Origin of the sequence: Pedobacter alpinus (assembly GCF_042684645.1) — a bacterium.
In the GTDB taxonomy this organism is placed as follows: domain Bacteria; phylum Bacteroidota; class Bacteroidia; order Sphingobacteriales; family Sphingobacteriaceae; genus Pseudopedobacter; species Pseudopedobacter alpinus.
The window spans coordinates 64,717-88,811 of record NZ_JBHULV010000024.1; the positions used below are offsets into that span (position 1 = coordinate 64,717).

The 24,095-nt window shown below is 32.8% G+C and carries 19 protein-coding genes; 9 read left to right on the forward strand and 10 right to left on the reverse strand.

The genetic code is table 11. The features are described from left to right. The first annotated feature begins 279 nt into the window (after window positions 1-279). The 3 genes from ACFSSE_RS08080 (at window position 280) to carB (ending at window position 5,435) form a co-directional block, all read left to right on the forward strand. Window positions 280-1,356: a 3-oxoacyl-ACP synthase III family protein gene (locus tag ACFSSE_RS08080; RefSeq protein ID WP_379045672.1), complete on the forward strand. Its 1,077-nt coding sequence runs from the start codon at window positions 280-282 to the stop codon at window positions 1,354-1,356. Window positions 1,357-1,861: 505 nt separating this feature from the next. Continuing rightward, a complete protein-coding gene (locus ACFSSE_RS08085) occupies window positions 1,862-2,467 on the forward strand; it encodes an energy transducer TonB (RefSeq protein ID WP_379045675.1) in 606 nt (201 codons plus the stop codon). Window positions 2,468-2,615: 148 nt separating this feature from the next. Beyond that, entirely contained in the window at window positions 2,616-5,435 is a 2,820-nt protein-coding gene (gene carB, locus ACFSSE_RS08090) for a carbamoyl-phosphate synthase large subunit (RefSeq protein WP_379045678.1), read from the forward strand. A 58-nt stretch (window positions 5,436-5,493) separates the two neighbouring features. Here the strand turns inward: carB and ACFSSE_RS08095 are convergent, their stop codons facing one another. From ACFSSE_RS08095 to htpG, 9 genes are all read right to left on the reverse strand, one after another. After that, window positions 5,494-5,820 carry a nucleotide pyrophosphohydrolase gene (locus tag ACFSSE_RS08095; protein ID WP_379045681.1) on the reverse strand — a complete coding sequence of 109 codons (327 nt, stop codon included), beginning with the start codon at window positions 5,818-5,820 and terminating at the stop codon, window positions 5,494-5,496. Between the two features lies 1 nt (window position 5,821). Then, entirely contained in the window at window positions 5,822-6,274 is a 453-nt protein-coding gene (gene dtd / locus ACFSSE_RS08100; protein WP_379045684.1) for a D-aminoacyl-tRNA deacylase, read from the reverse strand. A 223-nt stretch (window positions 6,275-6,497) separates the two neighbouring features. After that, window positions 6,498-6,686: a hypothetical protein gene (locus ACFSSE_RS08105; RefSeq protein ID WP_379045687.1), complete on the reverse strand. Its 189-nt coding sequence runs from the start codon at window positions 6,684-6,686 to the stop codon at window positions 6,498-6,500. A gap of 78 nt (window positions 6,687-6,764) precedes the next feature. Beyond that, window positions 6,765-7,349 (reverse strand): RNA polymerase sigma factor, encoded by a 585-nt coding sequence (locus ACFSSE_RS08110; protein ID WP_379045690.1) that lies wholly within the window; start codon window positions 7,347-7,349, stop codon window positions 6,765-6,767. 699 nt (window positions 7,350-8,048) lie between these two features. After that, window positions 8,049-8,408, reverse strand: a complete 360-nt coding sequence (locus tag ACFSSE_RS08115) for an FAD-binding domain-containing protein (protein WP_379045693.1) — start codon at window positions 8,406-8,408, stop codon at window positions 8,049-8,051. Between the two features lie 50 nt (window positions 8,409-8,458). Beyond that, on the reverse strand, window positions 8,459-9,562 hold the full coding sequence (locus ACFSSE_RS08120) for an FAD-binding domain-containing protein (protein ID WP_379045696.1): 1,104 nt from the start codon (window positions 9,560-9,562) through the stop codon (window positions 8,459-8,461). A 183-nt stretch (window positions 9,563-9,745) separates the two neighbouring features. Beyond that, window positions 9,746-11,032, reverse strand: coding sequence for an IS4 family transposase (locus tag ACFSSE_RS08125; protein WP_379045828.1), 1,287 nt, complete (start codon window positions 11,030-11,032; stop codon window positions 9,746-9,748). A gap of 132 nt (window positions 11,033-11,164) precedes the next feature. Continuing rightward, entirely contained in the window at window positions 11,165-11,734 is a 570-nt protein-coding gene (locus ACFSSE_RS08130; RefSeq protein ID WP_379045699.1) for a transposase, read from the reverse strand. Window positions 11,735-11,910: 176 nt separating this feature from the next. Continuing rightward, window positions 11,911-13,794, reverse strand: coding sequence for a molecular chaperone HtpG (htpG, locus tag ACFSSE_RS08135; protein ID WP_379045701.1), 1,884 nt, complete (start codon window positions 13,792-13,794; stop codon window positions 11,911-11,913). A 253-nt stretch (window positions 13,795-14,047) separates the two neighbouring features. On the opposite strand from htpG, the gene ACFSSE_RS08140 reads away from it, so the two are divergent. From ACFSSE_RS08140 to ACFSSE_RS08160, 5 genes are all read left to right on the forward strand, one after another. Then, on the forward strand, window positions 14,048-14,740 hold the full coding sequence (locus tag ACFSSE_RS08140) for an FkbM family methyltransferase (protein WP_379045703.1): 693 nt from the start codon (window positions 14,048-14,050) through the stop codon (window positions 14,738-14,740). A 3-nt stretch (window positions 14,741-14,743) separates the two neighbouring features. Further along, window positions 14,744-15,916, forward strand: a complete 1,173-nt coding sequence (locus ACFSSE_RS08145; protein WP_379045706.1) for a hypothetical protein — start codon at window positions 14,744-14,746, stop codon at window positions 15,914-15,916. Continuing rightward, window positions 15,917-17,407: a lipopolysaccharide biosynthesis protein gene (locus tag ACFSSE_RS08150; protein WP_379045709.1), complete on the forward strand. Its 1,491-nt coding sequence runs from the start codon at window positions 15,917-15,919 to the stop codon at window positions 17,405-17,407. It abuts the gene before it with no gap. 5 nt (window positions 17,408-17,412) lie between these two features. Further along, window positions 17,413-18,315 carry a glycosyltransferase gene (locus tag ACFSSE_RS08155; protein ID WP_379045712.1) on the forward strand — a complete coding sequence of 301 codons (903 nt, stop codon included), beginning with the start codon at window positions 17,413-17,415 and terminating at the stop codon, window positions 18,313-18,315. Window positions 18,316-18,726: 411 nt separating this feature from the next. Further along, entirely contained in the window at window positions 18,727-19,911 is a 1,185-nt protein-coding gene (locus ACFSSE_RS08160; protein WP_379045715.1) for an anhydro-N-acetylmuramic acid kinase, read from the forward strand. Here ACFSSE_RS08160 and ACFSSE_RS08165 read toward each other — a convergent pair. Next, window positions 19,904-20,650 carry a DeoR/GlpR family DNA-binding transcription regulator gene (locus tag ACFSSE_RS08165; RefSeq protein WP_379045718.1) on the reverse strand — a complete coding sequence of 249 codons (747 nt, stop codon included), beginning with the start codon at window positions 20,648-20,650 and terminating at the stop codon, window positions 19,904-19,906. The genes ACFSSE_RS08160 and ACFSSE_RS08165 overlap by 8 nt on opposite strands. 354 nt (window positions 20,651-21,004) lie before the next feature. Between ACFSSE_RS08165 and ACFSSE_RS08170 the strand changes: the two genes are divergently transcribed. Further along, entirely contained in the window at window positions 21,005-24,091 is a 3,087-nt protein-coding gene (locus ACFSSE_RS08170) for a SusC/RagA family TonB-linked outer membrane protein (protein WP_379045720.1), read from the forward strand. Window positions 24,092-24,095: the final 4 nt, after the last annotated feature.

A 24,095-nucleotide genomic window follows, 5' to 3' on the forward strand; every position in this document is an offset into this window, starting at 1 on the left:
GTAATTAATAAACCATTTTTCCGTATTGTAAATAAATACGCTACCAAAAGCACAAATTGTAATTATCTAAAAAATAGCTAACCATAGTAACTCAGTATAAATTTCTTCCCGTACTAATTTTATGATTGTATAAGTAGTTAAATAAATTACAATAAAATTAACTAGTAAATTAACAAATCTAAAACATTCAAAATTTTACATAACAAATAATAATTTTAAAATTTATTCCATAACTTTATACCTTAAACCAATTGAGTATTTAGTCTAAATTAATTGTCAATGAGTAATAAAATTAGGTCGATAATTGTAGGAACTGGTAAATTTGTACCAAACAGAGTTGTCAAAAATTCAGACTTTCTAGATCATACTTTTTTCGAAAAAGATGGTTCTCCTCAACTCAGAAAGAACATTGATGCTATCAATAAATTTCAATCCATTACTGATATTGAAGAGCGCAGATATTCTGAAGACAAATATGTAACTTCTGATTTAGCCTATTTTGCTGCAAAAGAAGCTTTAGAAACTGCTGGAATTAGCGGCGAAGAATTAGACTATATTATTATTGCTCATAATTTTGGTGATGTAAAAGCCGGACAAAACCGCACAGACATGGTACCAACGTTAGCAAGCAGGGTAAAGTTTAAACTAGGTATAGAAAACCCTGATTGTGTAGCTTATGATTTGCCATTTGGTTGCCCTGGATGGCTACAAGGAATGATACAGGCCGACTATTTTATCAAATCTGGAGATGCAAAAAAAGTAATGGTAATAGGTGCCGAAACTTTATCCAGAGTGATTGATCCACACGATAAAGACAGCATGATATATGCTGATGGCGCTGGCGCAACAATTTTGGCAGCAAGCGATGGAAGTGCGGGTATAATAAGTCATAAAGCACAGTCGCACACTTTAAACCAAGCCTGGTTTTTACAGATGGGTTGCTCAAGCAATACAGAGTATGCTGTAAAAAACGATTTATTTTTGAAAATGGATGGTAGAAAAGTGTATGAATATGCCCTAACCCATGTTCCCTTAGTAATGAAAGCAACGCTTGAAAAAGCTGGCTTAACACCCGATAAAGTAAAAAAAGTGTTGGTACACCAGGCCAATGGCAAAATGGACGACGCCATTTTGAAACGCTTTTTTAAACTTTATGATGTTGATAATCCTCCATCTACAGTTATGCCAATGACTATTGCTAAACTAGGGAACTCATCTGTAGCTACCGTACCTACATTGTTAGATATGATATTGAAAAATGAAATGGAAGGACATGCTTTAGAAACGGGAGATGTAGCTATATTTGTTTCAGTTGGGGCAGGAATGAATATTAATGCCCTGGTTTACCAGTTTTAATGTTCAACAAAATATTTAGAAGAGAGGTTGATTTGCATCAATCTCTTTTTTTGTGAAAAAATTAAAGACTATTCCAAACATTTATTATTATCGTTATGAAGTCCAAACCATGAAAAAACTGTTTACACTTTTATTCCCTTTGACAGCCTTATTTGCATTAGCATAGAAAAAACAGAACGTATATTTTTTAGATAAAAATGGAAAAATCATTAGCAATAAAGACAGTGCCGATTTACTCCGAATCATACAAGAGCCCGATTCTGGCTATTTAAACTACGTTTTACAGGAGTTTTATGCCGACGGAAAGCCAAAAAGATTCGGTACCGTAAGTAAATTTTCTCCCTCTTTAGTTTTAGAAGGCCCAGTTACTGAATTTTATAGAAACGGAAAAAGAAAGCAGTTTGAAAATTTTGTAAAAAATAAAATTGTTGACAATGGATATTATTTTTAAGAAAACGGAAAAATTCGGGAGCACAGGCTTTATCTAGCAAAACCAACAGAAGATATGCGCTATAAAACCTTACAATATGCCGATAGCACCGGCAGGGTTTTTCTTGACGAAAACGGAACAGGTAGAGTAGAAATCTATTCAACTTATGAAGGAATTTTAATGGGAAATTTCGTAAATGGATTAAAAGATGGTGTATGGAAAGAATATGTTCCCAAACAAAAAATAACATATGACGAGATTTATGAAAACGGAAAATTTATTAAAGGAACTAACACTTCAGATAATGGTGAAGTAACTGAATATGATAAATTTGAGACTCTTCCATCATTTAAAGGAGGCATGGAAACTTTTGGCAAATTTTTAACTAAAAATTTACGTTACCCTCCTAACGCTCGAAAAGACAATATACAAGGCCGTGTTTATATACAGTTTATCATCAAAAAGGATGGTACTTTATCGGAATCTAAAATACTTAAAGGCATTGGTGGCGGTTGTGATGAAGAAGCCTTAAGGGTAATTAATCTTTCTCCTGATTGGAATCCAGGTCTACAACGTGGTATAGCTAAAAATGTGAGCTATTCAGTACCTATTTTCTTTAAGCTGTCGGAGTCTCCAAAAAAAATCTTTCCTTATCAACAAAACCCGTATAACGCTTTTTAATTCTATGATTTAACGCTTTGAAAATTACCCTCAATAAATTCAAAATTTTATGCCAAAAAAAACTTTCAATTTCTTACCTTTGCATCCCGAACAAGCATTCGGGATTTTTGTTTTATACAAAAGCGTAAAATCCCCTTAAACTTACGCCATGCCAAAAAATAACTCCATTAAATCAGTTTTAATCATCGGGTCCGGACCTATTATTATTGGTCAAGCTTGCGAATTTGATTATGCAGGTTCTCAGGCTTCTTTATCGTTAAAAGAAGAAGGAATTGAAGTATCCATCATCAACTCCAATCCTGCAACCATCATGACAGATAAAGTGATTGCAGACCATGTTTACTTAAAACCTTTAACAGTTGCTTCAATAGAAGAAATTTTACAAGAACGTAAAATTGACGCCGTACTCCCAACAATGGGTGGTCAAACCGCATTAAACTTAGCCATAGAGGCAGAAGAACGTGGTATTTGGGAAAAATACGGAGTAGAAATTATTGGTGTTGATACCGCAGCCATAGAAAAAACTGAAAATCGTGAGGCTTTCCGTCAATTAATGGTTGATATAGGAATAGGAGTTGCTAAATCTAAAATTGCAAACTCATTTTTAGAAGGTAAAGAAGCAGCACAAGACATTGGTTTTCCATTGGTAATTCGTCCTTCTTATACACTTGGAGGTTACGGAGGTGGTTTTGTGCATAAAAAGGAAGATTTTGACGCAGCGCTTTCTCATGGCTTACAAGCTTCCCCAACTCACGAAGTTTTAGTGGAGCAAGCCGTTATAGGTTGGAAAGAATACGAATTAGAATTATTAAGAGATAATAAAGACAACGTTATCATCATTTGTTCTATAGAGAACTTTGACCCAATGGGTGTGCATACTGGAGATTCTATCACAGTAGCACCAGCTATGACATTATCTGATCGTTGTTACCAAGATATGCGTAACCAAGCTATCAAAATGATGAGAGCCATTGGTAATTTTGCAGGTGGATGTAATGTACAGTTTTCTGTAAATCCAGCTGATGAAAGCATCATCGCTATAGAAATCAACCCACGTGTTTCTCGTTCATCAGCACTTGCTTCTAAAGCAACTGGTTACCCTATCGCAAAAATTGCTGCTAAATTAGCTATCGGTTATAACTTGGATGAATTAGAAAACCAAATTACCAAAACCACTTCAGCATATTTTGAACCTACTTTAGATTATGTAATTGTTAAAATTCCTCGTTGGAATTTTGATAAATTTAAAGGCGCAAATACAGAACTAGGCTTACAAATGAAATCTGTAGGTGAGGTAATGGGAATTGGTCGTTCGTTTATTGAAGCCCTACAAAAAGCTTGTCAGTCTTTAGAAATTGGCAGAGCTGGTTTAGGTTCTGATGGTAAACAAATGAGAAACATTGAAGAAATTATGTACAAACTAGAGCACCCAAGTTGGGATCGCTTATTTGCCATAAAAGATGCTTTAAGAATGGGCGTTCCGCTAGAGTCTGTTAGAAAAGTAACTAAAATAGATAAATGGTTCTTAAATGAAATTCAAGAACTGGTAACTATAGAACAAGAAATTAAACGTTTCTCTTTAAATAATATCAGTAAAGATTTCTTCTTAACCATTAAACAAAAAGGTTTTTCAGATGTTCAAATTGCTTGGATTTTAGGTGGAAATGTAACCGAAGATGATGTTTACGACCGCAGAAAAGAATTAGGTGTAAATAGAGTTTATAAAATGGTAGATACTTGTGCGGCTGAATTTCCAGCACAAACCCCATATTTCTACTCCACTTATGAAGGCGAAAATGAATCTAAACCTTCGGACAAAAAGAAAGTAATTGTTTTAGGGTCTGGCCCAAATAGAATTGGACAAGGAATAGAATTTGATTACTCTTGTGTACACGGCTTAATGGCCTCTAACGAAGAAGGTTTTGAAGCGGTTATGATTAACTGTAATCCAGAAACGGTTTCTACAGATTTTAATATGGCTGATAAGTTATATTTCGAGCCAGTTTTCTGGGAGCATGTTCGTGAAATCATCGATCTTGAAAAACCGGAAGGTGTTATAGTTCAGCTAGGCGGACAAACTGCTTTAAAAATGGCCGAAAAACTTCACGAAAAAGGCATCAAAATTATTGGTACTTCTTTCGAGAATATGGACATTGCCGAAGACCGTGGTCGTTTCTCAGATTTATTAAAAGAATTAGGAATTCCTTACCCAAAATACGGAGTTGCCGAAGATGCTGAAGAAGCAATTAAAGTAGCTCATGAAGTTGGTTATCCGGTATTGGTTCGTCCGTCTTATGTATTAGGTGGACAAGGAATGAGTATTGTGATAAACGATGAAGATTTAGAAAGAGCAGTAGTTAAACTTTTAGGAGATTTACCAGGAAACCGTGTTTTAATTGATCATTTCTTAGATAGAGCTGAAGAAGCCGAATCTGATTGTATTTTTGATGGTGACGAAGTACATATTATAGGTTTAATGGAACATATTGAGCCTGCTGGTATTCACTCAGGAGATTCAAGTGCGGTATTGCCTCCATTTAACCTTTCTGATGCCGTAATTGCTAAAATGGAAGAATACACTGAAAAAATTGCGAGAGCTTTAAACATCAGTGGATTAATGAACATGCAGTTTGCCATTAAAAACGAGGAAGTTTATGTAATTGAGGCTAATCCAAGAGCGTCAAGAACGGTTCCTTTCATCGCTAAAGCTTATGATGTGCCTTACATTAATATTGCTACTAAAGTAATGTTAGGCACTAAAAAACTAAAAGACTTTAAAATTGAAAGAAAATTAGAAGGTTATGCTATTAAAGAACCTGTATTTTCTCACCATAAATTCCCGGAAATTAAAAAAGAGTTAGGTCCAGAAATGAAATCTACAGGCGAAGCAATACGTTTCATCAAAGATTTAGAAGACCCACATTTTATTCAGTTATACAAAGAGAAATCAATGTATTTGAGTAAGTAATAATTGATTTAATATTTAAATCCTCATCTTTTATTAGATGGGGATTTTTTGTTTTTATTTATTTCAACTTCTCATTATTCAAATGCCTAGTTGCATCCCTAATAGATTTTTTCTCTAAATTTTTGTTTAACGCATCTGTTAAATCAATACCCGTTTGATTGGCTAAGCAAATCAATACAAACAACACATCAGCCATTTCATCAGCAAGGTTAACATCCTCGTCAGATTTTTTGAAAGATTGTTCACCGTATTTTCTAGCCATAATACGAGCAACCTCTCCCACCTCTTCCATTAAAATGGCGGTATTGGTTAATTCGTTAAAATACCTAACGCCTGTAGTATTAATCCATTTATCTACTATTTCTTGAGCTTCTTTTATGGTCATGTTATTCTTTGTTTTTTGTATCGATTGTAATGGTAACAGGACCATCATTTACTAAATGAATTTTCATATCAGCACCAAAAATACCCGTGGCAATTTCTTTGTTGGTTAGCATTTTTAATTCATTAATCATTTTTTCATAAAGCGGAATAGCCAAACCAGGTTTTGCGGCATTTATAAAAGATGGACGATTGCCTTTTTTTGTTTGCGCAAATAAAGTGAATTGAGAAATCAATAAAATACTCCCCTCAATATCTTTTAAAGATTTATTCATTAAGCCAGCATCATCACTAAAAACCCGAAGATTCACAATCTTTTGAGCCAACCACTTTAAATCTTCATCAGTATCTTCATTACAAACGCCTAATAAAACAACATACCCATTTTTAATTTCACCAGTAAGTTCATCATCAACTAAACATTTTGCTTCACTTACCCGCTGAATAACTGCTCTCATATTACAAAATTATGTGAAATAGTGGTTTATTGCTAATAAATATATTTATAAAACCCAGCTCTGTGAACTCTTTGTGCTACCTACGTTTAATTTATTTTTTCTTGTTGCACTTTGTGGTTAATAATTGCAGAATTGGCTAATTAACCAAGATATCGAATTTTAATACAAACAAAAATAGGCCACTCCATTTAAGGAATAGCCTATTTAGCTTTCAAAAACATTGTTATGATGATTTAGAAAATTCTAAGATACGATTAACAGTTTCGTTTGAAGGAGCTTTAACTATTAAATCTAAAGCTGGCTTTAAATTTTCATAAAATTCAAATTCTTCAACACTCAACATATTCGTGTTTTTTGTTTCTTCGTCATTATTAACAATTGAATTTAAAGTAGGAGTAAGTGTTTCTATCATACGCTTTTTTACTGTTTAATTTAGATAAAAACGCTAACTCTTGCTTAATATTATTCAATCGTACTAAAAAAAATACAACTAATTTTTTAACATCAATTCTTTGGTGGTCATCATTTTACGTAAATTGTTAAGCGCATAGCGCATTCTGCCTAAAGCGGTGTTTATACTTACTTCTGTTAATTCAGCAATTTCTTTAAAACTTAAATCGCCGTAATGTCTCATAATCAACACTTCTTTTTGTTCTGATGGTAATAAATGAATCAGTTTTTTTAAATCTTCATGGGTTTGTTCTTTCACCATTTTTTCTTCTGCACTTTCATCATAAATACCTAAAACATCAAAAATATCAAAACCATCGGCATTGGTAATTGTTGGGTTACGTTTTTCTCTTCTAAAATGGTCAATAACTAAGTTATGCCCAATTCTTAAAACCCAAGGCAAAAATTTACCTTCTTCATTATACTTTCCGGCTCTAAGTGTTTTAATTACTTTTATAAATGTATCCTGAAAAATATCTTCAGCTAAAAATTCATCTTTAACTAAAAGGTATATTGAAGTATATATTCTTGATTTGTGTCTGGTAATCAACTCTGAAAGAGCAGACTCATTCCCCTTTATATAGAGGTGTACCAGTTCTTGGTCGGTTTGTGTTTGAAAGCTCATAATAAATCCTACTTTAAAATGTGTAATTAATTTTATTGTTAAGTAGAATATTATCTATAAGCTGTCGTTTTAAATGATTGGATTTGTTTTTACTACACCAAATGAAATGATAATTTTATTAAAATCAAAATATAATTGATAATTTGTTATGCAAGCATAGTTTTTATTTCGTAAATCAACATTAATATGATAAAAAATTATTGGCATGTAACTGTTTGTAAACAATATACGAAAATTATATAAATTAGTTTTGGTATTTAACCTTTGTTAACATAAAGAGCTTTTTAATATCTATCTAATAATTTGATTACTAATATTTTATTTCAAAGTGCTTGATTTTTTAGCATTAGGGATAGTAGTGAAAATCCTTTATTCTTTTTTCAAAAATAAAGATTGAAACGTATAGCCCGACCCGCTCTTTTGCGGGGAATGCCATTATTAATAAATATCTTTTTACACCATTAATTTATTAGCTATAACTATTCATTAAAGCAGGTAAAAACATCCTTAATAATCAGTTTGATCAGAATATAATTTACTTAGGAGTGGAGCAATGTGTCAATAAAAATCTTTCGGAAGAATTGGGAGGAATGTATTTATACCAAAAGAGGGCATCCTGGCTATTAGTTTTTATGATAGGGATATTATTAGGTGAAGTATTTATGATAAAAGAAGATCTATTGATTTTTTAAAAAAATATCAATTTCTATTTTCATTTAATTGGTTAGTGTCTCCTAAATTAATGTGCTTTTTTAATATGCGTTTGCCTTCTATTTTTACAGTTTTACTTTTACGTAATCTATAAATAATATCGCTTGCAAATTTCCTGCTTTCTTCTAAATCTACAATAGGCACAGGGTAATCTTCTCCTATTTTACAATGGTAAAGTTGTTGTTCAATTGGGCTTAATTTCCAAGGTTCGTAAATTAAATGTGAAGGAATATCTTTTAATTCTGGCAGCCATTGTTTTATAAAAACCCCATCGTTATCATGTTCTTCAGCATTTTTAGTAGGGTTATAAATTCTGATGGTATTAACGCCGGTTACGCCAGCTTGCATTTGTATTTGAGGGTAATGAATGCCAGGCTCGTAATCTAAAAATTGTTTAGCTAAAAAAAGTTAAGCTCTTGCCAGTTTTGCCATAAATTAAAAGTGAAAAAGGAAACTACCATGGCCCGCATTCTAAAATTAATATAACCGGTTGCCACTAAACATCGCATACAAGCATCAACCAAAGGAAAGCCGGTGTTTCCTTGCTCCCAAGCTTTTATATACACTAGGTTTTTAGGTTTAATAAGCTCATCAAATCCTTTATTTATGTTTTCAAACTCCATTCTACATTCGTTCTCAAATTTTTGAATAAAATGGCAATGCCAATGCAAACGAGAAATAAAATTAGCAAGGTCTCTTTTATGGTTTGATACTTTATAATGTTGCCTTGTGTACCTATAAACCATTCGCATAGAAATATTTCCGTAAGCCAAATAAGGCGATAGCCTACTACAACTTTTTCTACTTAAGGCTGGTTTTGATATATGGCTACTATAGTTTATATGGCGTTCTTTTATAAAAGATTCTAAATAACGCCAAGCAAAGGTCTCGCCACCTGGTTGAAAATTTTTATTTTGTGTAGTGATTTCTATAGGTAAGTCACCTCCCTTCAAATCACCGTAAAAATCATCTGCTAATTTGATGATATTCCAATGTTCTTCTTCCACAAATTTCGGAAATTCGCACATTTTATTTTCCCAGCTTTGCTCCCAATTTTTTCTTGATTTTAGTCCCCTAATTACACCAAATTGCTGGTATTGCTTCCAAATAATTCCTTCATTGTTACAAAAATTTTGAACCCATTTATCCCTATCAAAAGTGGTTTTATTACCTGTTTCTTGGTGGGAGAAAATGTGCTGAATCTGATATTGGGTTTGGATAGCTTTTAAAATTATCTCCACTTCTTTGTGAAAAATATAGATTTCGTTATGGATGCTTTTCAGCTTGTTTTGCATATCCGTTAAAGATTGATAAACAAAACGCCAATGTCTTACATCACTATCAGGGGACGACATTATAGAAGGCTCGAAACAATAAATCAACAGTATTGGCAAACCACTTTTATGTGCAGTTTGTAAAGCCTCGTGATCAGTAAAACGAAGGTCTCGTTTAAACCAAACTAGGTTAATTTTTTCTCGATGATTATTTTCTCCTCCGTTCATGTAATTGATAATAGAAGAAGATTTTTAGTGAGATTGTTTTGGGGTTTTACGTTTTTATTTGATTATTAGATATTCCAAAATGGAAGGTCAAAGTATTTGATTTCAAATACTGAACCACCTAAGAATAACGAAGATAATGTGATTCTAGTCCAAGCAGGGTCTCTCCAATGCTATTAAGTTAAGCTATTTATAATTTTGATAAGCCCTTGATTTGTTTTTTCTCATTTCAGCTCTGGGGAAACACCGATCTGGTTTTACGGCGACCATCGAACTAGCTATATTGGTTATTAAAAACTCAATCAATTCATCAGCTTTTTCGGAATAAAGAAGTTTTACAATTCTATTTCTGACATATCTAAAAGCATTCTGCCAGTTGAATTTGTAGGTCAGTTTACGTTTTTTAGTGGCGACATCTATCTTGGACTGAGCTTGACAACCCAGAATGGCAACTAGATTCATCATAAAAATATGTGCCTCGAATTCCTGAAACACTCCTTCCGGCTTTCTGCTACCAAACTGTTCAAGTTTCATTTTCGGTTTCAGTTTTTTGAAGCCTTCTTCCACTCCCCATCTCAACTTATACAGATCTTTCATTTCCGAAGAACTGAAAACAACCATATCATATAATGATGACACCAAGATTTCTGTCTCCCCCGTTTTAAGCCTGACTTTTGTTATTCTCACTTTGATTGGTCTACTGTCCTGAGCGTGTAAACTACAGGTTTTCTTCTCTTTTTCACTAGGTTTCCATTCGATGATGAAATCATCTGAGGATTGTTGCATAACTGTTTTGCCAAAGGTGGAATTGGTTCCACTCATCCTTATACAAAAATCTCTTTTCTGTTCAATAAAACGCTTGCATACATTAAAATGCCCAAACCCTCTATCAAGTATAAAGATTGCTTTACTGTTCGGAAGTTCGCTCAGACAGCATCTCAACAACGACTTTTCTGAAACTTCCATTTTTGAAATCCTCGAATCGATTACCATCTCACTGAAAACATCGTAGAGAATAAAAGTTTGCGCCAGACAATTGGATATGCCACATTCTGCCTTGGAATGTATTCCAAAATATTCTTTCATCTGCGGAGATGAGGGAAGAGCAACAGTCGATCCATCACCGGCAATCAATTGATACTCCTTCCAAAGTTTTTTGGTGGAATGCTGATGATAGTGAATCAGGATTTTGTTCAAATCCTTGAAAAAACAAAGATTGATTTTATAACGGGCAAGACTGAAAGCAGCGCCACTAACAGGTCTGAGGTGAAAATTCTGCATCAGGACTGAAATATTATATTCAACAGATTCCTTAAAAAGGTTGAGTATCGCCGTAGCTACTATCGGAAAGGTTAGCCGGCGCTCCCTCGAGAAAAAGATTGGATGTTTGATGTACTTCTCCGGGTCCGGATTATGGTGGATAAAATCAAATGTTTTTTTTAGGAGAGACTGAATGTTTCTCCTGAGTGGAATTCTGACTGATAATACTCATCTTTTCTGTTTTTATGACAAACAAAAATAATACTTATACATTTGATATACAAATATTTAACGTCTTAACTTAATAGCATTGAGGGTCTCTCTTTTCGAGGACCCTGCGTTTATTTATCCACGCAAATCTAAATAATGCTTCAATACAACATTTTTGTGTATTAGATTAATTTCGTAAAAGCTGGCACTACTGTGTTCATACTCTATAAATGTTTCCGCTAAATTCCATTTGCCAGCAACAGGGTTAGTATGTATATAATCTAACTTCTGTTGAAAAAATTTATCTGTTAAAATCGGTTTTGCATCAAATGATGGTTCGAAAATTCGGTGTAGCTGACCTTTTTTCTTATCGTCATCAGAACAGGCTTCACTTAATCTTAAAAGAATATCATTTTGATTTTGTGATTTCAGTCTTTTTACAATTTCATAAGCCATAAATCGCTTTCCGTTAGATATAACTTTATTAAGATTGTTAGAAGCATTTAAATGTAATATTGTATGAATATGGTTTGGCATAATCACAAAAGCAGCCGTATCAATTGAATACTTTTCTTTAATCAATTTGAGCCAATTGTAGATTAAATCGTAGGAATTGGTGATTTGAAATAATGGAATCCAGTTGAAGCATGTAAAAGTAATGAACCAAGTCTTATCAATTGTATCGAGAATGGTTTTGATTGCCATATCTAAATATATGGATTTTTGGGATTATCGGTGAAATGCGCAGGGTCCTCTGCGAGAGACCCTTCTTGGACGGAAATTAAAAACAAATGTATTTTAAAAAATATATAAATACAAAAAAGCCCTTCCGGGAATCAAATCTCGAAAGGGCGTTTAACTTTAAACTCTATACTTTCAACTTAAATCAAACTCACACTCCTATTCACAAAAGCAGTCAACTCCGCTCCAGTTAATAAACCTTGAGAAAGTAAAGCTAAATCGAAAGCTTGTTTAGCTAATTCAGCTTGTTCAGCCTCATTAGTGCTAGTTAATATTTTGTTTACGATTTTGTGATTACCGTTAATGGCCACTTTGTAGCTATCTGGCATATTTCCGTAGAAACTCATTCCTCCGCCCATGGCAGCCATATCTTTCATGCGTCGCATAAACTCGTCCATGGTTACGGTTACTGGTAACTCATCAGGACTTAAAGCTTCCACTTCAACTTTATACGCAGGTTTGTTAATGGCTTTTTCGAAAATTTCTACCACTTGTTTGGTTTGGTCTTCGCTCAGCACATGCTCCATTTTCTCACCTTTGTCAATCAGTTTGTCAACAGTGTTAGCATCCACACGCTTCAATTGTGTTTTCTCTAATTTCTGCTCCATCTGACTTACAAAATGCGTATCAATTGGGGTATCCATCAATAACACATCGTAACCTTTTTTAGTTGCCGATTGGATAAAGCCATCTTGCTTAGATGGATCAACAGTGTATAAATACACCAAGTTTCCGTCTTTATCAGTCTGTATGTCTTTCACTTTCTCACGGTATTCATCCATGGTAAAGTTCTTTTTATCGGTATTGGTAAACAAAGCAAAATCTTTGGCTTTATCATAAAATTTCTCTTCCGAAATCATTCCGTATTTCACAAATAAACCAATGTCGCTCCATTTAGCCTCATAAGCTACACGGTCTTTTTTATAAAGTTCGCCTAATTTTTCGGCAACTTTTTTAGTAATGTAGCTGTTAATTTTCTTCACATTACCATCAGCTTGTAAGAAACTTCTCGAAACGTTCAATGGAATATCTGGAGAATCAATCACACCATGTAACAACATCAAAAACTCAGGAACTATGTCTTTCACCTCATCAGTAATAAACACTTGGCGACTAAATAATTTGATTTTGTTTCTTTGAATTTCAACATCATTTTTCAATTTTGGGAAGTATAAAACTCCGGTTAAATTGAAAGGATAATCCACGTTTAAGTGAATCCAAAACAATGGATCTTCTTGGAAAGGATATAATTCTTTATAAAATTGAATATAATCTTCATCTGTTAATTCAGAAGGAGATTGCGTCCAAATTGGTTTTGCACCATTAATTACATTTGGTACATCAACAGATTTATATTGTTTTTTACCTTCAGCATCTTCACCGTCTTCAACACTTTCAGATTTTGTACCGAAAACCAATTTAACGGTTAAAAACTTGAAATACTTATCTAAAATGGTTTGTAATTTTTGTTCGTCTAAAAACTCTTCCGACTCGCTGTTAACATGTAATATAATGTCAGTTCCGCGGGTGGTTCTTGTACCTGCTTTAATTTCAAATTCTGTACTACCATCGCAAATCCAAGCAGCTGGTTCTGCACCTTCTTGGTAAGATAAAGTTTGAATTTCTACCTGCTCAGACACCATAAAGGCCGAGTAAAAACCTAAACCAAATTTACCGATGATCTCATTAGCATCTTTTGCATCTTTAAATTTCTCAACAAACTCAGTTGCGCCAGAAAATGCAATTTGGTTAATGTATTTTTTAATTTCTTCGGCAGTCATACCCAAACCATTGTCAGAAATGGTAATGGTTTTCTTGTCTTTATCAAAAGCTACATTCACTTCTAATTCGCCCAACTCACCATTGTATTGACCTAATCCAGCTAAACGTTTTATTTTTTGAGTAGCATCAGCAGCGTTAGAAACCAATTCTCTTAAAAATATCTCGTTATCAGAGTATAAAAACTTTTTGATGATTGGGAAAATATTCTCCGTGTGAATTGAAATTGTTCCTTTTTCTTCCATGATATATATCTTGTGTTTTAAATTTTGTGTTTACAATAATGCTTTCATCAATGCTTGTTCCAAAGGGGGTTTGGGTGTCAAGTTGGCAGATGATTTTTTTTTTGGGGCGTTCGGGCAGGCTTTACATTTATACGCCTTCAGGCCTTATGCGCAAAAAGGCCGGTATCCATTCCAATCCTTAACGCTAACAAATATTTTATGCCTTGCACTCAAATAAATTTAAAATGATAAGTTTGATAAATTTTTCAAAAACATGATTAAGTTTATACAAGATACTTTATATAAAATGGGCTTAATTGTTAAGCTTGTTCGTCCAGATAATAATTTGTGGTTACAAAACCGAGGTATAAAAACGGTTTTAGATATTGGTGCCAATACTGGTCAGTTTGCAAATCTTATTCAAAAAGTTTTGCCACAGGCAAGTATTATTTCCTTTGAACCTATAAAAAAATGCTATGATGAACTTTTGGTAAATACAAAAAACATAAATGTAAAAGCATTTAATTGTGCTTTGGGCGATGTTGAAGAACAGCAAGAAATAAATATTAGTGCGCATACACCAAGTTCTTCTCTACTAAACATGGCAGATTTACATACCGAAGTTTTTGCTGGGACTAATTTTGTAGAAAAAGAAATTATTAGCATTAAAAGATTAGATGATGTTTTCCCTGATTTAAAAATCAACGGAAAATTTATGGTAAAAGTGGATGTGCAAGGTTTTGAAGACCGTGTAATTAAAGGCGGAGTGGAAACCCTAAAAAAAGCTGACAGTGTTTTAATTGAAACTTCTTTTGTAGAATTATATAAAGACCAACTCTTGTTTGATGGAATTTACCAACTATTAATAGGCTTAGGGTTTGAGTTTAAAGGAAATTATACGCAAACGAAAAACAAAGAAGATGGCAGTATTTTATATGCCGAATCTTTTTTTACCAACACCAAATAAAAATTGAAAGTTGCCATTGTAGAAATATGTGAGCCAAACCATTATACTGCCGTAAAAGCTTTAGGTTTAACTTATGCCTCCGATTTACAAAACGAGGTAAGCATATATACTTTAGCACATTTTAAAACACTAGATACCTTAGTAAATAATGCTAACATTCAACTTATAAAAAAAACTGAGGCGCAAACTATTCTGGAATTTTTGGAGCAAATTAATGATGCAGGTTTTAATACTATTCACATCAACACGGTTTCTAAATATTACTCACACTTTGCAGCTGTTAATTGGAAAAACCTTGTTTTAACTGTGCATAACATTGATATTTGGTTTAACAACCCTTTAAACAACCAATTCGCTCTTTTAAAATATCGGGTATTTAACACAAAGGGAAATATTAAGCAGACTTTTTATTTACCTATTAAATATTTTACTAAAGAATACTTTTGGCAAAAACAGCGTGTAAAAATGCTAACCAAAATTATCAGTCAAAACCAAAAGGTATTAGTTTATAGCGAAGCACAGAAAAAAACTTTGTCAAAATATTTGAGTGCTAAACAAGTTGTTGTTTTTCCATTTTGTGTACGTGAGGTTACAGCAGATTTATCAGTAAATAATAAATTTTTAAGGGTTTGTATCCCAGGTTCGGTAGATAACCATAGAAGAGATTACGATGGATTATTTGAATTATTAAAAAAAAATCATCTGCTATTTGCAAATCAAATATGTTTTGATTTATTGGGTTACATTCCTAAAACAGAAACTACAATTATTCCACAAATAAAGGAATTAGAGAAACTTGGTATTCAAATAATTTACAATCAGAATTTTATTGATGATAAAGAATATAATGAGCGTTTACAACTTTGTGATGTAATTTTAGGAAATTTACAAGCAAGTTTAAACCACCAAAGTAAATACGGCGAAACAAAAGAAACAGGTGTTGTTTTTAATATGATTAAAGCTGCAAAACCAGGAATTTTCCCTAATTTTTACCCTGTTGAAGAAATTTTAAAGCCTATTTGTTTGCTTTATAGTAGTGATTTAGAGCAATTGCTTTTAGGTTTAATAAAAGACAATACACAGCTTCACACTTTAAAACAAAAAGCTATTGAAATTTCAAAATTTTACGAACCTCAATATCTTTATCCAAAACTCATTAAACAAATTTTAAACTAAATGAATCTATTAAAAAAACAAGGCTTTTATAATAGCATTACGCTTTACATTGGTACTGCCTTGGGTTTTTTTAATCTAATTATCTTATTTCAAAGAGTTTTAACTGCAGAGCAAATTGGTTTTTTTGCTTTAATGAGTAGTGCCATTACTTTGTTGTACACTCAAATTGCTGCTATTGGTTACAGCAGTGTAATTACCAGGTTTTTTCCGTTTTTTAAATCAGATGACAAAAAGCATCATGGTTTTCCTACATACGTTTTTAAAGTTACTGCAATAGGTTTTTTAATAGTTACCGCTTTTTATGTGTTTGGTAAAGAGTATATTTTAGATTTCAAATCAGCAGCAAAAGGTTCTTCGTACTTTTTTAAATATTACTATTTAATAGTGCCTGTTGCACTATTTACACTTTGGTACAACCTTGCCGAAACTTTTGCTCGTACTACATTTCATAATATTTTACCTTCATTTTTACGCGAAGTATTTTTAAAAGTATTAACAACTGTTGCAGTTTTATTAGTTTATTTTGGATGGATTGATTACCAAGGATTTGTGTATTGGTATGTTGGTGCTAATGCTTTAATTCTACTCATACTTTTACTATATCTAAAAAGGTTAGATTTATTACGGTTTAAGGCTACACAGCCAGCTGTAAAAGAAAAATCTCCTGAAATTCTAAAATATGGCTTATACTCTATGCTTGCAGGGGGGTCTTTTGCATTGATACAAAACATAGATGTTATTCTCTTAAAAGTTTACACTACCGAGCAAAATGTGGGTTATTATTATACCATGTTTGCTATTGCCATGGTTATTAGTTTACCAGCAAAAGCATTAAATACCACTTCGTACCAAATCATTGCGGATGCTTGGAAAACCGATGATTTACAAAAAATCAATAAAATTTATAAAAAAACATCATTAGTACAATTTATAATAGGTTGCTTATTGTTAATTGGTTTAATAGCAAATTGGCAAAATATTTTGGTAATGCTTAAAAAGCCAGAATATGTAAATTATTACAGCGTTTTTGTGGTGGTTGCTATTGGCTTTTTGTTTGATATTACCGGAGGTTTAAACGGAGCAATTATAAGTTTTTCTAAAAAATATAAACTGGTAATGTACATTTTGGTAAGTGCTGCTGCTTTGTGCGCATTTTTAAACGTACTTTTTATCCCAAAATACGGAATGTTAGGCGCAGCTTTAGCTTACAGTTTAACCATGTTTGCTTTAAACTTCACTTATTGGGCTTTTTTAACGTTCAAATACAAACTACAACCTTTTAACTTTACTTATATAAAAGTGGTTTTAATGGGTTTCCTAGTTTTAACTTTAGGAATTTATATTCCTTATTTAAATAACTTTTTTGTGGATGTAATTATACGTTCTGGATTAATGTCTTTAGTTTATGTAGGTTTAATTTTTACCTTCAAAATTTCGCCTGATATTAACGAAGCTATACTTCAAGTAATTAATAAAGTAAAAACAAAATAGAAGCTATGCAAAATTTAGCCCCAATTGCACTTTTTGTTTATAACAGGCCCGAGCATACTCGTAGAACTTTAAAATTTTTAAAAGCTAATTTATTGGCTGATGAAAGTAGGTTATACATTTTTGCTGATGCTGCCAAAACAGAAAACGAAGAAGAAAATGTAGCTGAAGTAGCAGATTTAATTAACCAAGTTGATGGCTTTAAATCGGTAAAAATAATTAAGCAAAAAAGCAATTTAGGTTTAGCAAAATCAATAATTAATGGAGTTACCCAGCTTACAGAAAGCTATGGAAAGGTTATTGTTTTTGAAGACGACTTAATTAGTTCGCCTTATACCTTACAATATTTTAACGAAGCCCTAAGTTTATACCAAAACCAAGATAAGTTGATGCACATAAGTGCATATATGTATCCATTAGTTGGCACTGATAATTTGCCAGACACTTTTTTCTACAGAGCAGTACACAGTTGGGGTTGGGCAACTTGGAAAACCGCTTGGGATAAATTTAATCCAGATATAGATGATTTAATCGCACAATTTGATGCTAAGAAAAAAAACGAGTTCTCTATAGAAGGTAAAATGAATTTCTGGAAACAAATGCTTGAATTTAAGAATGGTAAAAACAATTCTTGGGCAATAAGGTGGTATGCTTCTGTTTTTTTAAATGGAGGCTTAAGTTTAAATCCTACAAAATCTTTAATAAACAATATTGGCCATGATGGTACAGGCGTACACTCAAATATTGAGTTCATGTATAATGTAAAAATCCATCAACAGGCTATTAAAAATTTTCCGCAAGAAATTGTTGAAAATAAAACTGCGTACGCCTTGGTTAAAAATTATTTAGCAGTAAGAAAAGGCTCAATTTTTCAAAGATTGCTGAGATTTATGAAGCAGAAAATGAGCTAAATTGACATAAAAAAAGTCGCTTAAAAAGCGACTTTTTAACAACCAACCTAAACCTAATTTAAAAACGTTTTAACTGTTTTAGCAGTTTTATTTTCACTACTTAACGCTTTTTACTTCTTTAATGCGAATAGCTGAACCATACCGTAACTTGAATTGTCTTCTTCAGTTAATTTTATTGGGTTTAGCCATGATATGGCCAGCCATACGCAAAACTTTCAAATCTCTTTAATATAACTGGTCTCATTTTTTAAACTGAGATAACCAATTATTAATTGGATCACAAAACAAATATAGGGCAAAGGAATTAAATTTTTGCAGTTTTTTGTTTAAAAAAATTAATTAATGCATTTTATTGCAGTTTTAGGGGAATTTATGACTTATTTAATATATTAGGTTCAGATTTTAAAAGATATGAAAAACTGGTTGAGCGAAATGAATGCAATTTCGTTAAAAAAAGAACGCTTAATTATTGGCTTAATGTCTGGCACTTCTCTAGACGGTCTTGATATTGCTTTGTGTAAAATAGAGGGAACAGGTTTAAGTACCAAAGTAAGTGTGATAGCATTTCAAACTATTCCATATACTGATGCATTTAGAGATTCCATTAAAAAAATATGCTTTGTTAAATCTGTTGATTTAGAGCAGGTTTGTTTACTAAATTCGGAAATTGGAAGATTGCATGGCACATACATCAATCAGTTCTTAAGAGATAACAATATTGATGCTAAAAGTATGGATTTAATTGCAAGTCACGGACAAACTATTTTCCATTCTCCTAAAAGATTGAGAGAGGAAGATTATTTTTCTAATGCTACATTACAAATAGGAGATGCTGATCAAATTGCATGTGTAACTGGAATTACAACTGTTGCAGATTTTAGGCAAAAACATATAGCACAAGGTAAAGAAGGCGCTCCATTAGCTATATACGGCGACTACCTTTTGTTTAGTAATAATGCAGAAAACCGCATATTTTTAAATATAGGTGGTATTGCTAATTTTACACTTTTAAAAAAAGAAGCCACTTTTGATGATTTATTAAGTACAGATACTGGCCCTGGAAATACTTTAATGGATCAATATGTATATAAAAATTTTGAAGGAAAACGTTATGATAAAAATGCTGAAATTGCATTAGGTGGGACTGTAAATGTTGATTTATTAAATGCTTTGTTAGATCATCCATTCTTTGAGAATGAACTACCAAAAACAACAGGCCCAGAACTATTTAATCTTGAGTATTTATATGAGGCTATTAGAAAAGCAAATTTGAAGATGCTGTCTCATGAAGATGTTATGGCAACATTAAACAGGTTTACGGCTTGTGGAATAGCAAATGCTATCAAACAAACCCAATTAAGTATAAACTCTGTAATTTACATAAGTGGCGGAGGCATACACAACTCGCTATTAACCAATAACTTAAAAGAGTTATTGCCTTCTTTATCATTTAAAAACATCGAGACTTTAGGTATAAATCCAGATGCTAAGGAAGCTTTACTTTTCGCAATTTTAGCAAACGAAACTATAGCTGGAGATTATCGTAGTTTTGGAGATAACGCTTTAAGTTTAGGAAAAATTAGTTTACCTAAATAATATTCAAATTAAAGTCTTTAAAACTATCTAATTCAACACTTTTAGGTTCTAATTCGGTAATAAAATGTGAAACTTCATTAAGCCCGCAAACCCTCATTTTTTGCACCGAGTTTAATTTTTCTGAAATACTTAGTATTGCAATTTTAGACGTACATTTTATCATTGCCTTTTTTACCTGTACCACTTCCCAATCAGAATCTGTTATTCCCTCTTTTGCATCTATTCCATTTGCTCCTAAAAAGCAAACGTCAACTTTTATTTCCGATAAATCGTTAATTACGCTAGCGCCAATATTAATATGTGCATTTTTTGATAATTGCCCGCCAATTAATATAACAGTTAACTTTTGATGCTCTACTAATTCTAACGCTACCAAAGGACTAATAGTAAAAAAGGTGGCTTCCAAATCCGCAGGAATTAGTTTTGCCAATTCAATCATTGTAGTGCCACCACCAGTTAAAACAACCATACCCTCTTTTATAAGGCTAATTGCTTTTAAAGCTACACTCCTTTTGGCAGATTGTGCATAAACTTCATTCTCTTGAAAAGGGAAGTGAAAAGATTTTGATAAAGCACCTCCATGCACCTTTAGTAATTTACCATCTTCACCTAATTCGTTTAAATCTCTTCTAATTGTATCTTCAGAAACATCCAATTGAATACTTAAATCAGAGGATAAAACCTTGTTATGCAGATTAATCTGCTTCATAATATATGCGTGTCTTTCCTTTTTTAGCATTTTAATTTTTCTTTAAAGATAAAATATAGTAATAAAATAAAAAATATTAAGTTCGTTTTTAAATTAATTTACAAAAAAACGCAAATTCTATTGCAAATATTTGCATTAAGCACACACAACCAAAATGATATTATTTAGTATAAAATATCACCTAAATCATAAATTTAACCTGATTAAAATGTATTTATTCTAAACACTAGTAAATAAAAATAGTATTTAATAAAATTAATGTTAATTTATGTTAAATTAATTTCGAAATAATTTGCGTTTTTATGCAATTAATCCAATCTTTATAAAAAGGTTATTCGAAATAGCAAATGAATTTCCTCAAAATCATTCACTAAAGTAAATAATATGAAAAAAAAATTACTCATGTTGCTTTTCTGTTCTGTTTTTACTCTTACGCAATTACATGCGCAAGAAAAAACAATCACAGGAACTGTAAATTCAGCAGATGACAACGGGCCGCTTCCGGGTGTATCTGTAAAAATCAAGAATTCTTCCATTGGGGTTCAAACAGACTTGAATGGTAAATATTCCATTAAGGCAAAAAATGGAGATGTTTTGGTGTTTTCCTTTTTAGGAATGCTTTCGCTTGAAAAAGTTATTGGTAATTCAAATTTGATCAATGCAAATTTGATACAAGACACTAAAAGTTTAAAAGAGGTTGTGGTTACTGCATTTGGTATAGAGAGGGATAAAGATGCTTTAGGCTATTCAGCACAAACCATCAAAGGAGTAGATGTAGCGGCTACACAACGCGAGAATTTTATAAATGCACTTCAAGGAAGGGTAGCAGGTGCAACCATCACGCCAACAAATGGAGTACCAGGATCATCTTCACAAATTATAATTAGGGGTGCGGTTTCTTTAGATGGAGATAATCAACCTTTGTTTGTTGTAGATGGATTGCCAATCTCAAACCGCACATTTTCTGAAAGTGATTTGGTAGGACAAGGATCATTTAACAGAAATAACGATTTTGGAAACCGAGCAATGGATATTAATCCAGAAGAGATAGAGTCTATCACAATTTTAAAAGGTCCAGAAGCTTCGGCTCTTTACGGAACAGATGGCGCATCTGGAGCTGTAATAATTACGACAAAAACGGCAAAGGCTGGTGCTGCAAGGGTTAGCTATAGTAACAATTTCAGAGTAGAAACCGCATATCGTTTTCCTCCAACCCAAACTGTTTATGGCCCAGGAGCTGGGGGTATTTTTGATGAAGATAACCAAAGCCGAGTTTTTTTCGGAGCAAAATATCCAACAAACCTTCAACAATTTGATAATGTTTCTAATTTTTATCAAAATGGTTTTACTCAAAGGCATAATGCTTCCGTAGAGGGTGGCACAGATAAATTATCATTGCGTACTACATTAAGCTATACAGACCAAACGGGTATAATTCCTGGGACGGGTTTTAATAACGTAAACTTAAAAATATCTGGTGTATCGCAAATCAGCAAAAAGTTAAGTATGAACGGATCTTTAAACTTAATAAACTCTAAAACTGATAAGACGTACAAAGGGGCAGGAAGCCCTATGATTAGCGCATTAACATGGCCATTAACTGATGATATGCGTAATTTTTTAACACCAGCAGGAGAGCGCAGAACTATAACAGGGGCTTTTAACGGAGAATTAGATAATCCATATTGGGGAGTTGAAAATAACCCTAACAGAGACCAAAATAAAAGAGTTTTAGCAAATGTTGGCTTAGACTACAAACCACTAGATTGGTTAAGTTTTGCTGCAAGAGGTGGTGCTGATGTTTCCGCAGGCCAAGGTCTATCAGCCTATCATCCTCAAGCTTTTAACGCAAACATTTCAGGTTCCTCATATGCTGGGGGAGGTATAAACACATACAACTCTAACGAACTTGTTTATACGGGAACTTTCATCACAACTTTGAAAAAAGACTTTGGAAAATTCAAACCTCTTATAAGATTAGGTACTGATATTAGACAAAATTCTTATCAAGTTAATTCTCAGTTTGGATCAAGGTTTTATCAGCAAGACTTTTACAGTTTAAATAATACAGATCCAACAACTCAAAGGGTTGCCTATAAAGATGAACTAAAACGTAAACAAGGTTTTTTTGCAAGTGCAGAACTTGGTTATGATAACTTTTTTTATTTAACATTAACAGGAAGACAAGATATATCATCAACCTTACCTATTAATGATAATTCTTTCTTTTACCCAGCTGCCTCAGTAAGTTTTGTTTTCACAGAGTTAGCACCATTTAAAGATTTAGGTTGGTTGTCTTATGGTAAGTTAAGAGGTTCGTGGGGTCAGTCTGGTAAAGATGCAAGACCCGCATACATTACCAAAACAAGATTAATTGCTCAAACAACTACTGGCGGGGGATTCTCAACAGATGTAACTGCAGGTAATGGCAATATATTGGCAGAATTTACAACTTCTCAGGAGGCAGGTTTAGAATTAAGTTTTTTCAAAAAACGATTATCTTTTGATTTTTCCTACTTTCAAACTTTATCTGATAAACAAATTACAGCACCACGTTTAAGTTACGGAACAGGAGCAATATTAGGTTGGATAAATAGTGGAGAAATACGTTATAGAGGTTTTGAGCTTTTGGTAACAGGAACTCCAGTACAAACTAAAAACTTTTCTTGGGATATAACAGCTAATATGGCTCGTCAAAAAGGTAATATATTATCACTTCCAGCAGATCAGGATGTATTTTATCTTTCAGACACTTGGTTGTTTGATAATGTTAGGGCACAATATACTGTTGGCGCCTCTGTTTCTGCATTTGCTGGAATACAATATTTGGAAAATAATAACGGAGAATTACTCATAAACCCAGTAAATGGTATGCCTATAAAGGATGCTAATTTTACTCACATAGGTGATAGAGCTCCTGATTTTACAGTAGGTTTAACCAACAGCTTTACCTATAAAAATTTTAACTTATCTTTCTTATTAGATATGAGAAAAGGTGGTGATATCTACAACGCAACAGAACTTTATTTGTACCAAAGAGGTGCTTCTAGATTAAGTTTAGATAGGGAAACTCCACGTATTATTCAAGGAGTTATTAGAGATGGTTTGGAAAACACAGATAATCCAACCAGAAATAATGTTTTAGTAAATCCTTATATTACTACTTCATACTATTCTACCTTCTATAATACTTTAGATTTTTTAGAGAAAGACGTAAATTGGATTAGAATGAAAGATATTACATTAGCTTATAACCTACCTAAAACAATTTTCGCAAAGAGTAAAGTGTTTAAAAGTGGAAGTGTTTTCGCAACAGGAACAGACTTATTGTTGATTACTAATTATAAGGGCGTGGATCCTGCGGTAAACGGTTTAAGCGCAGCTAGTGGTGGCTTGGGCGGCTCTGGTATTGATTACGGATCGGTTGGTTTACCAAGAGGTTATAATTTTGGAGTAAGAATTGGCTTTTAAAAAA

What these genes read in the sequence shown, in the direction of transcription:
- ACFSSE_RS08080 (WP_379045672.1), top strand. Translation starts at nt 280, where the DNA reads ATGAGTAATAAAATTAGGTCGATAATTGTAGGAACTGGTAAATTTGTA.
- ACFSSE_RS08085 (WP_379045675.1), top strand. Translation starts at nt 1,862, where the DNA reads ATGCGCTATAAAACCTTACAATATGCCGATAGCACCGGCAGGGTTTTT.
- carB (WP_379045678.1), top strand. Translation starts at nt 2,616, where the DNA reads ATGCCAAAAAATAACTCCATTAAATCAGTTTTAATCATCGGGTCCGGA.
- ACFSSE_RS08095 (WP_379045681.1), bottom strand. Translation starts at nt 5,820, where the DNA reads ATGACCATAAAAGAAGCTCAAGAAATAGTAGATAAATGGATTAATACT.
- dtd (WP_379045684.1), bottom strand. Translation starts at nt 6,274, where the DNA reads ATGAGAGCAGTTATTCAGCGGGTAAGTGAAGCAAAATGTTTAGTTGAT.
- ACFSSE_RS08105 (WP_379045687.1), bottom strand. Translation starts at nt 6,686, where the DNA reads ATGATAGAAACACTTACTCCTACTTTAAATTCAATTGTTAATAATGAC.
- ACFSSE_RS08110 (WP_379045690.1), bottom strand. Translation starts at nt 7,349, where the DNA reads ATGAGCTTTCAAACACAAACCGACCAAGAACTGGTACACCTCTATATA.
- ACFSSE_RS08115 (WP_379045693.1), bottom strand. Translation starts at nt 8,408, where the DNA reads ATGCAAGCTGGCGTAACCGGCGTTAATACCATCAGAATTTATAACCCT.
- ACFSSE_RS08120 (WP_379045696.1), bottom strand. Translation starts at nt 9,562, where the DNA reads ATGAACGGAGGAGAAAATAATCATCGAGAAAAAATTAACCTAGTTTGG.
- ACFSSE_RS08130 (WP_379045699.1), bottom strand. Translation starts at nt 11,734, where the DNA reads ATGGCAATCAAAACCATTCTCGATACAATTGATAAGACTTGGTTCATT.
- htpG (WP_379045701.1), bottom strand. Translation starts at nt 13,794, where the DNA reads ATGGAAGAAAAAGGAACAATTTCAATTCACACGGAGAATATTTTCCCA.
- ACFSSE_RS08140 (WP_379045703.1), top strand. Translation starts at nt 14,048, where the DNA reads ATGATTAAGTTTATACAAGATACTTTATATAAAATGGGCTTAATTGTT.
- ACFSSE_RS08150 (WP_379045709.1), top strand. Translation starts at nt 15,917, where the DNA reads ATGAATCTATTAAAAAAACAAGGCTTTTATAATAGCATTACGCTTTAC.
- ACFSSE_RS08155 (WP_379045712.1), top strand. Translation starts at nt 17,413, where the DNA reads ATGCAAAATTTAGCCCCAATTGCACTTTTTGTTTATAACAGGCCCGAG.
- ACFSSE_RS08160 (WP_379045715.1), top strand. Translation starts at nt 18,727, where the DNA reads ATGAAAAACTGGTTGAGCGAAATGAATGCAATTTCGTTAAAAAAAGAA.
- ACFSSE_RS08165 (WP_379045718.1), bottom strand. Translation starts at nt 20,650, where the DNA reads ATGCTAAAAAAGGAAAGACACGCATATATTATGAAGCAGATTAATCTG.
- ACFSSE_RS08170 (WP_379045720.1), top strand. Translation starts at nt 21,005, where the DNA reads ATGAAAAAAAAATTACTCATGTTGCTTTTCTGTTCTGTTTTTACTCTT.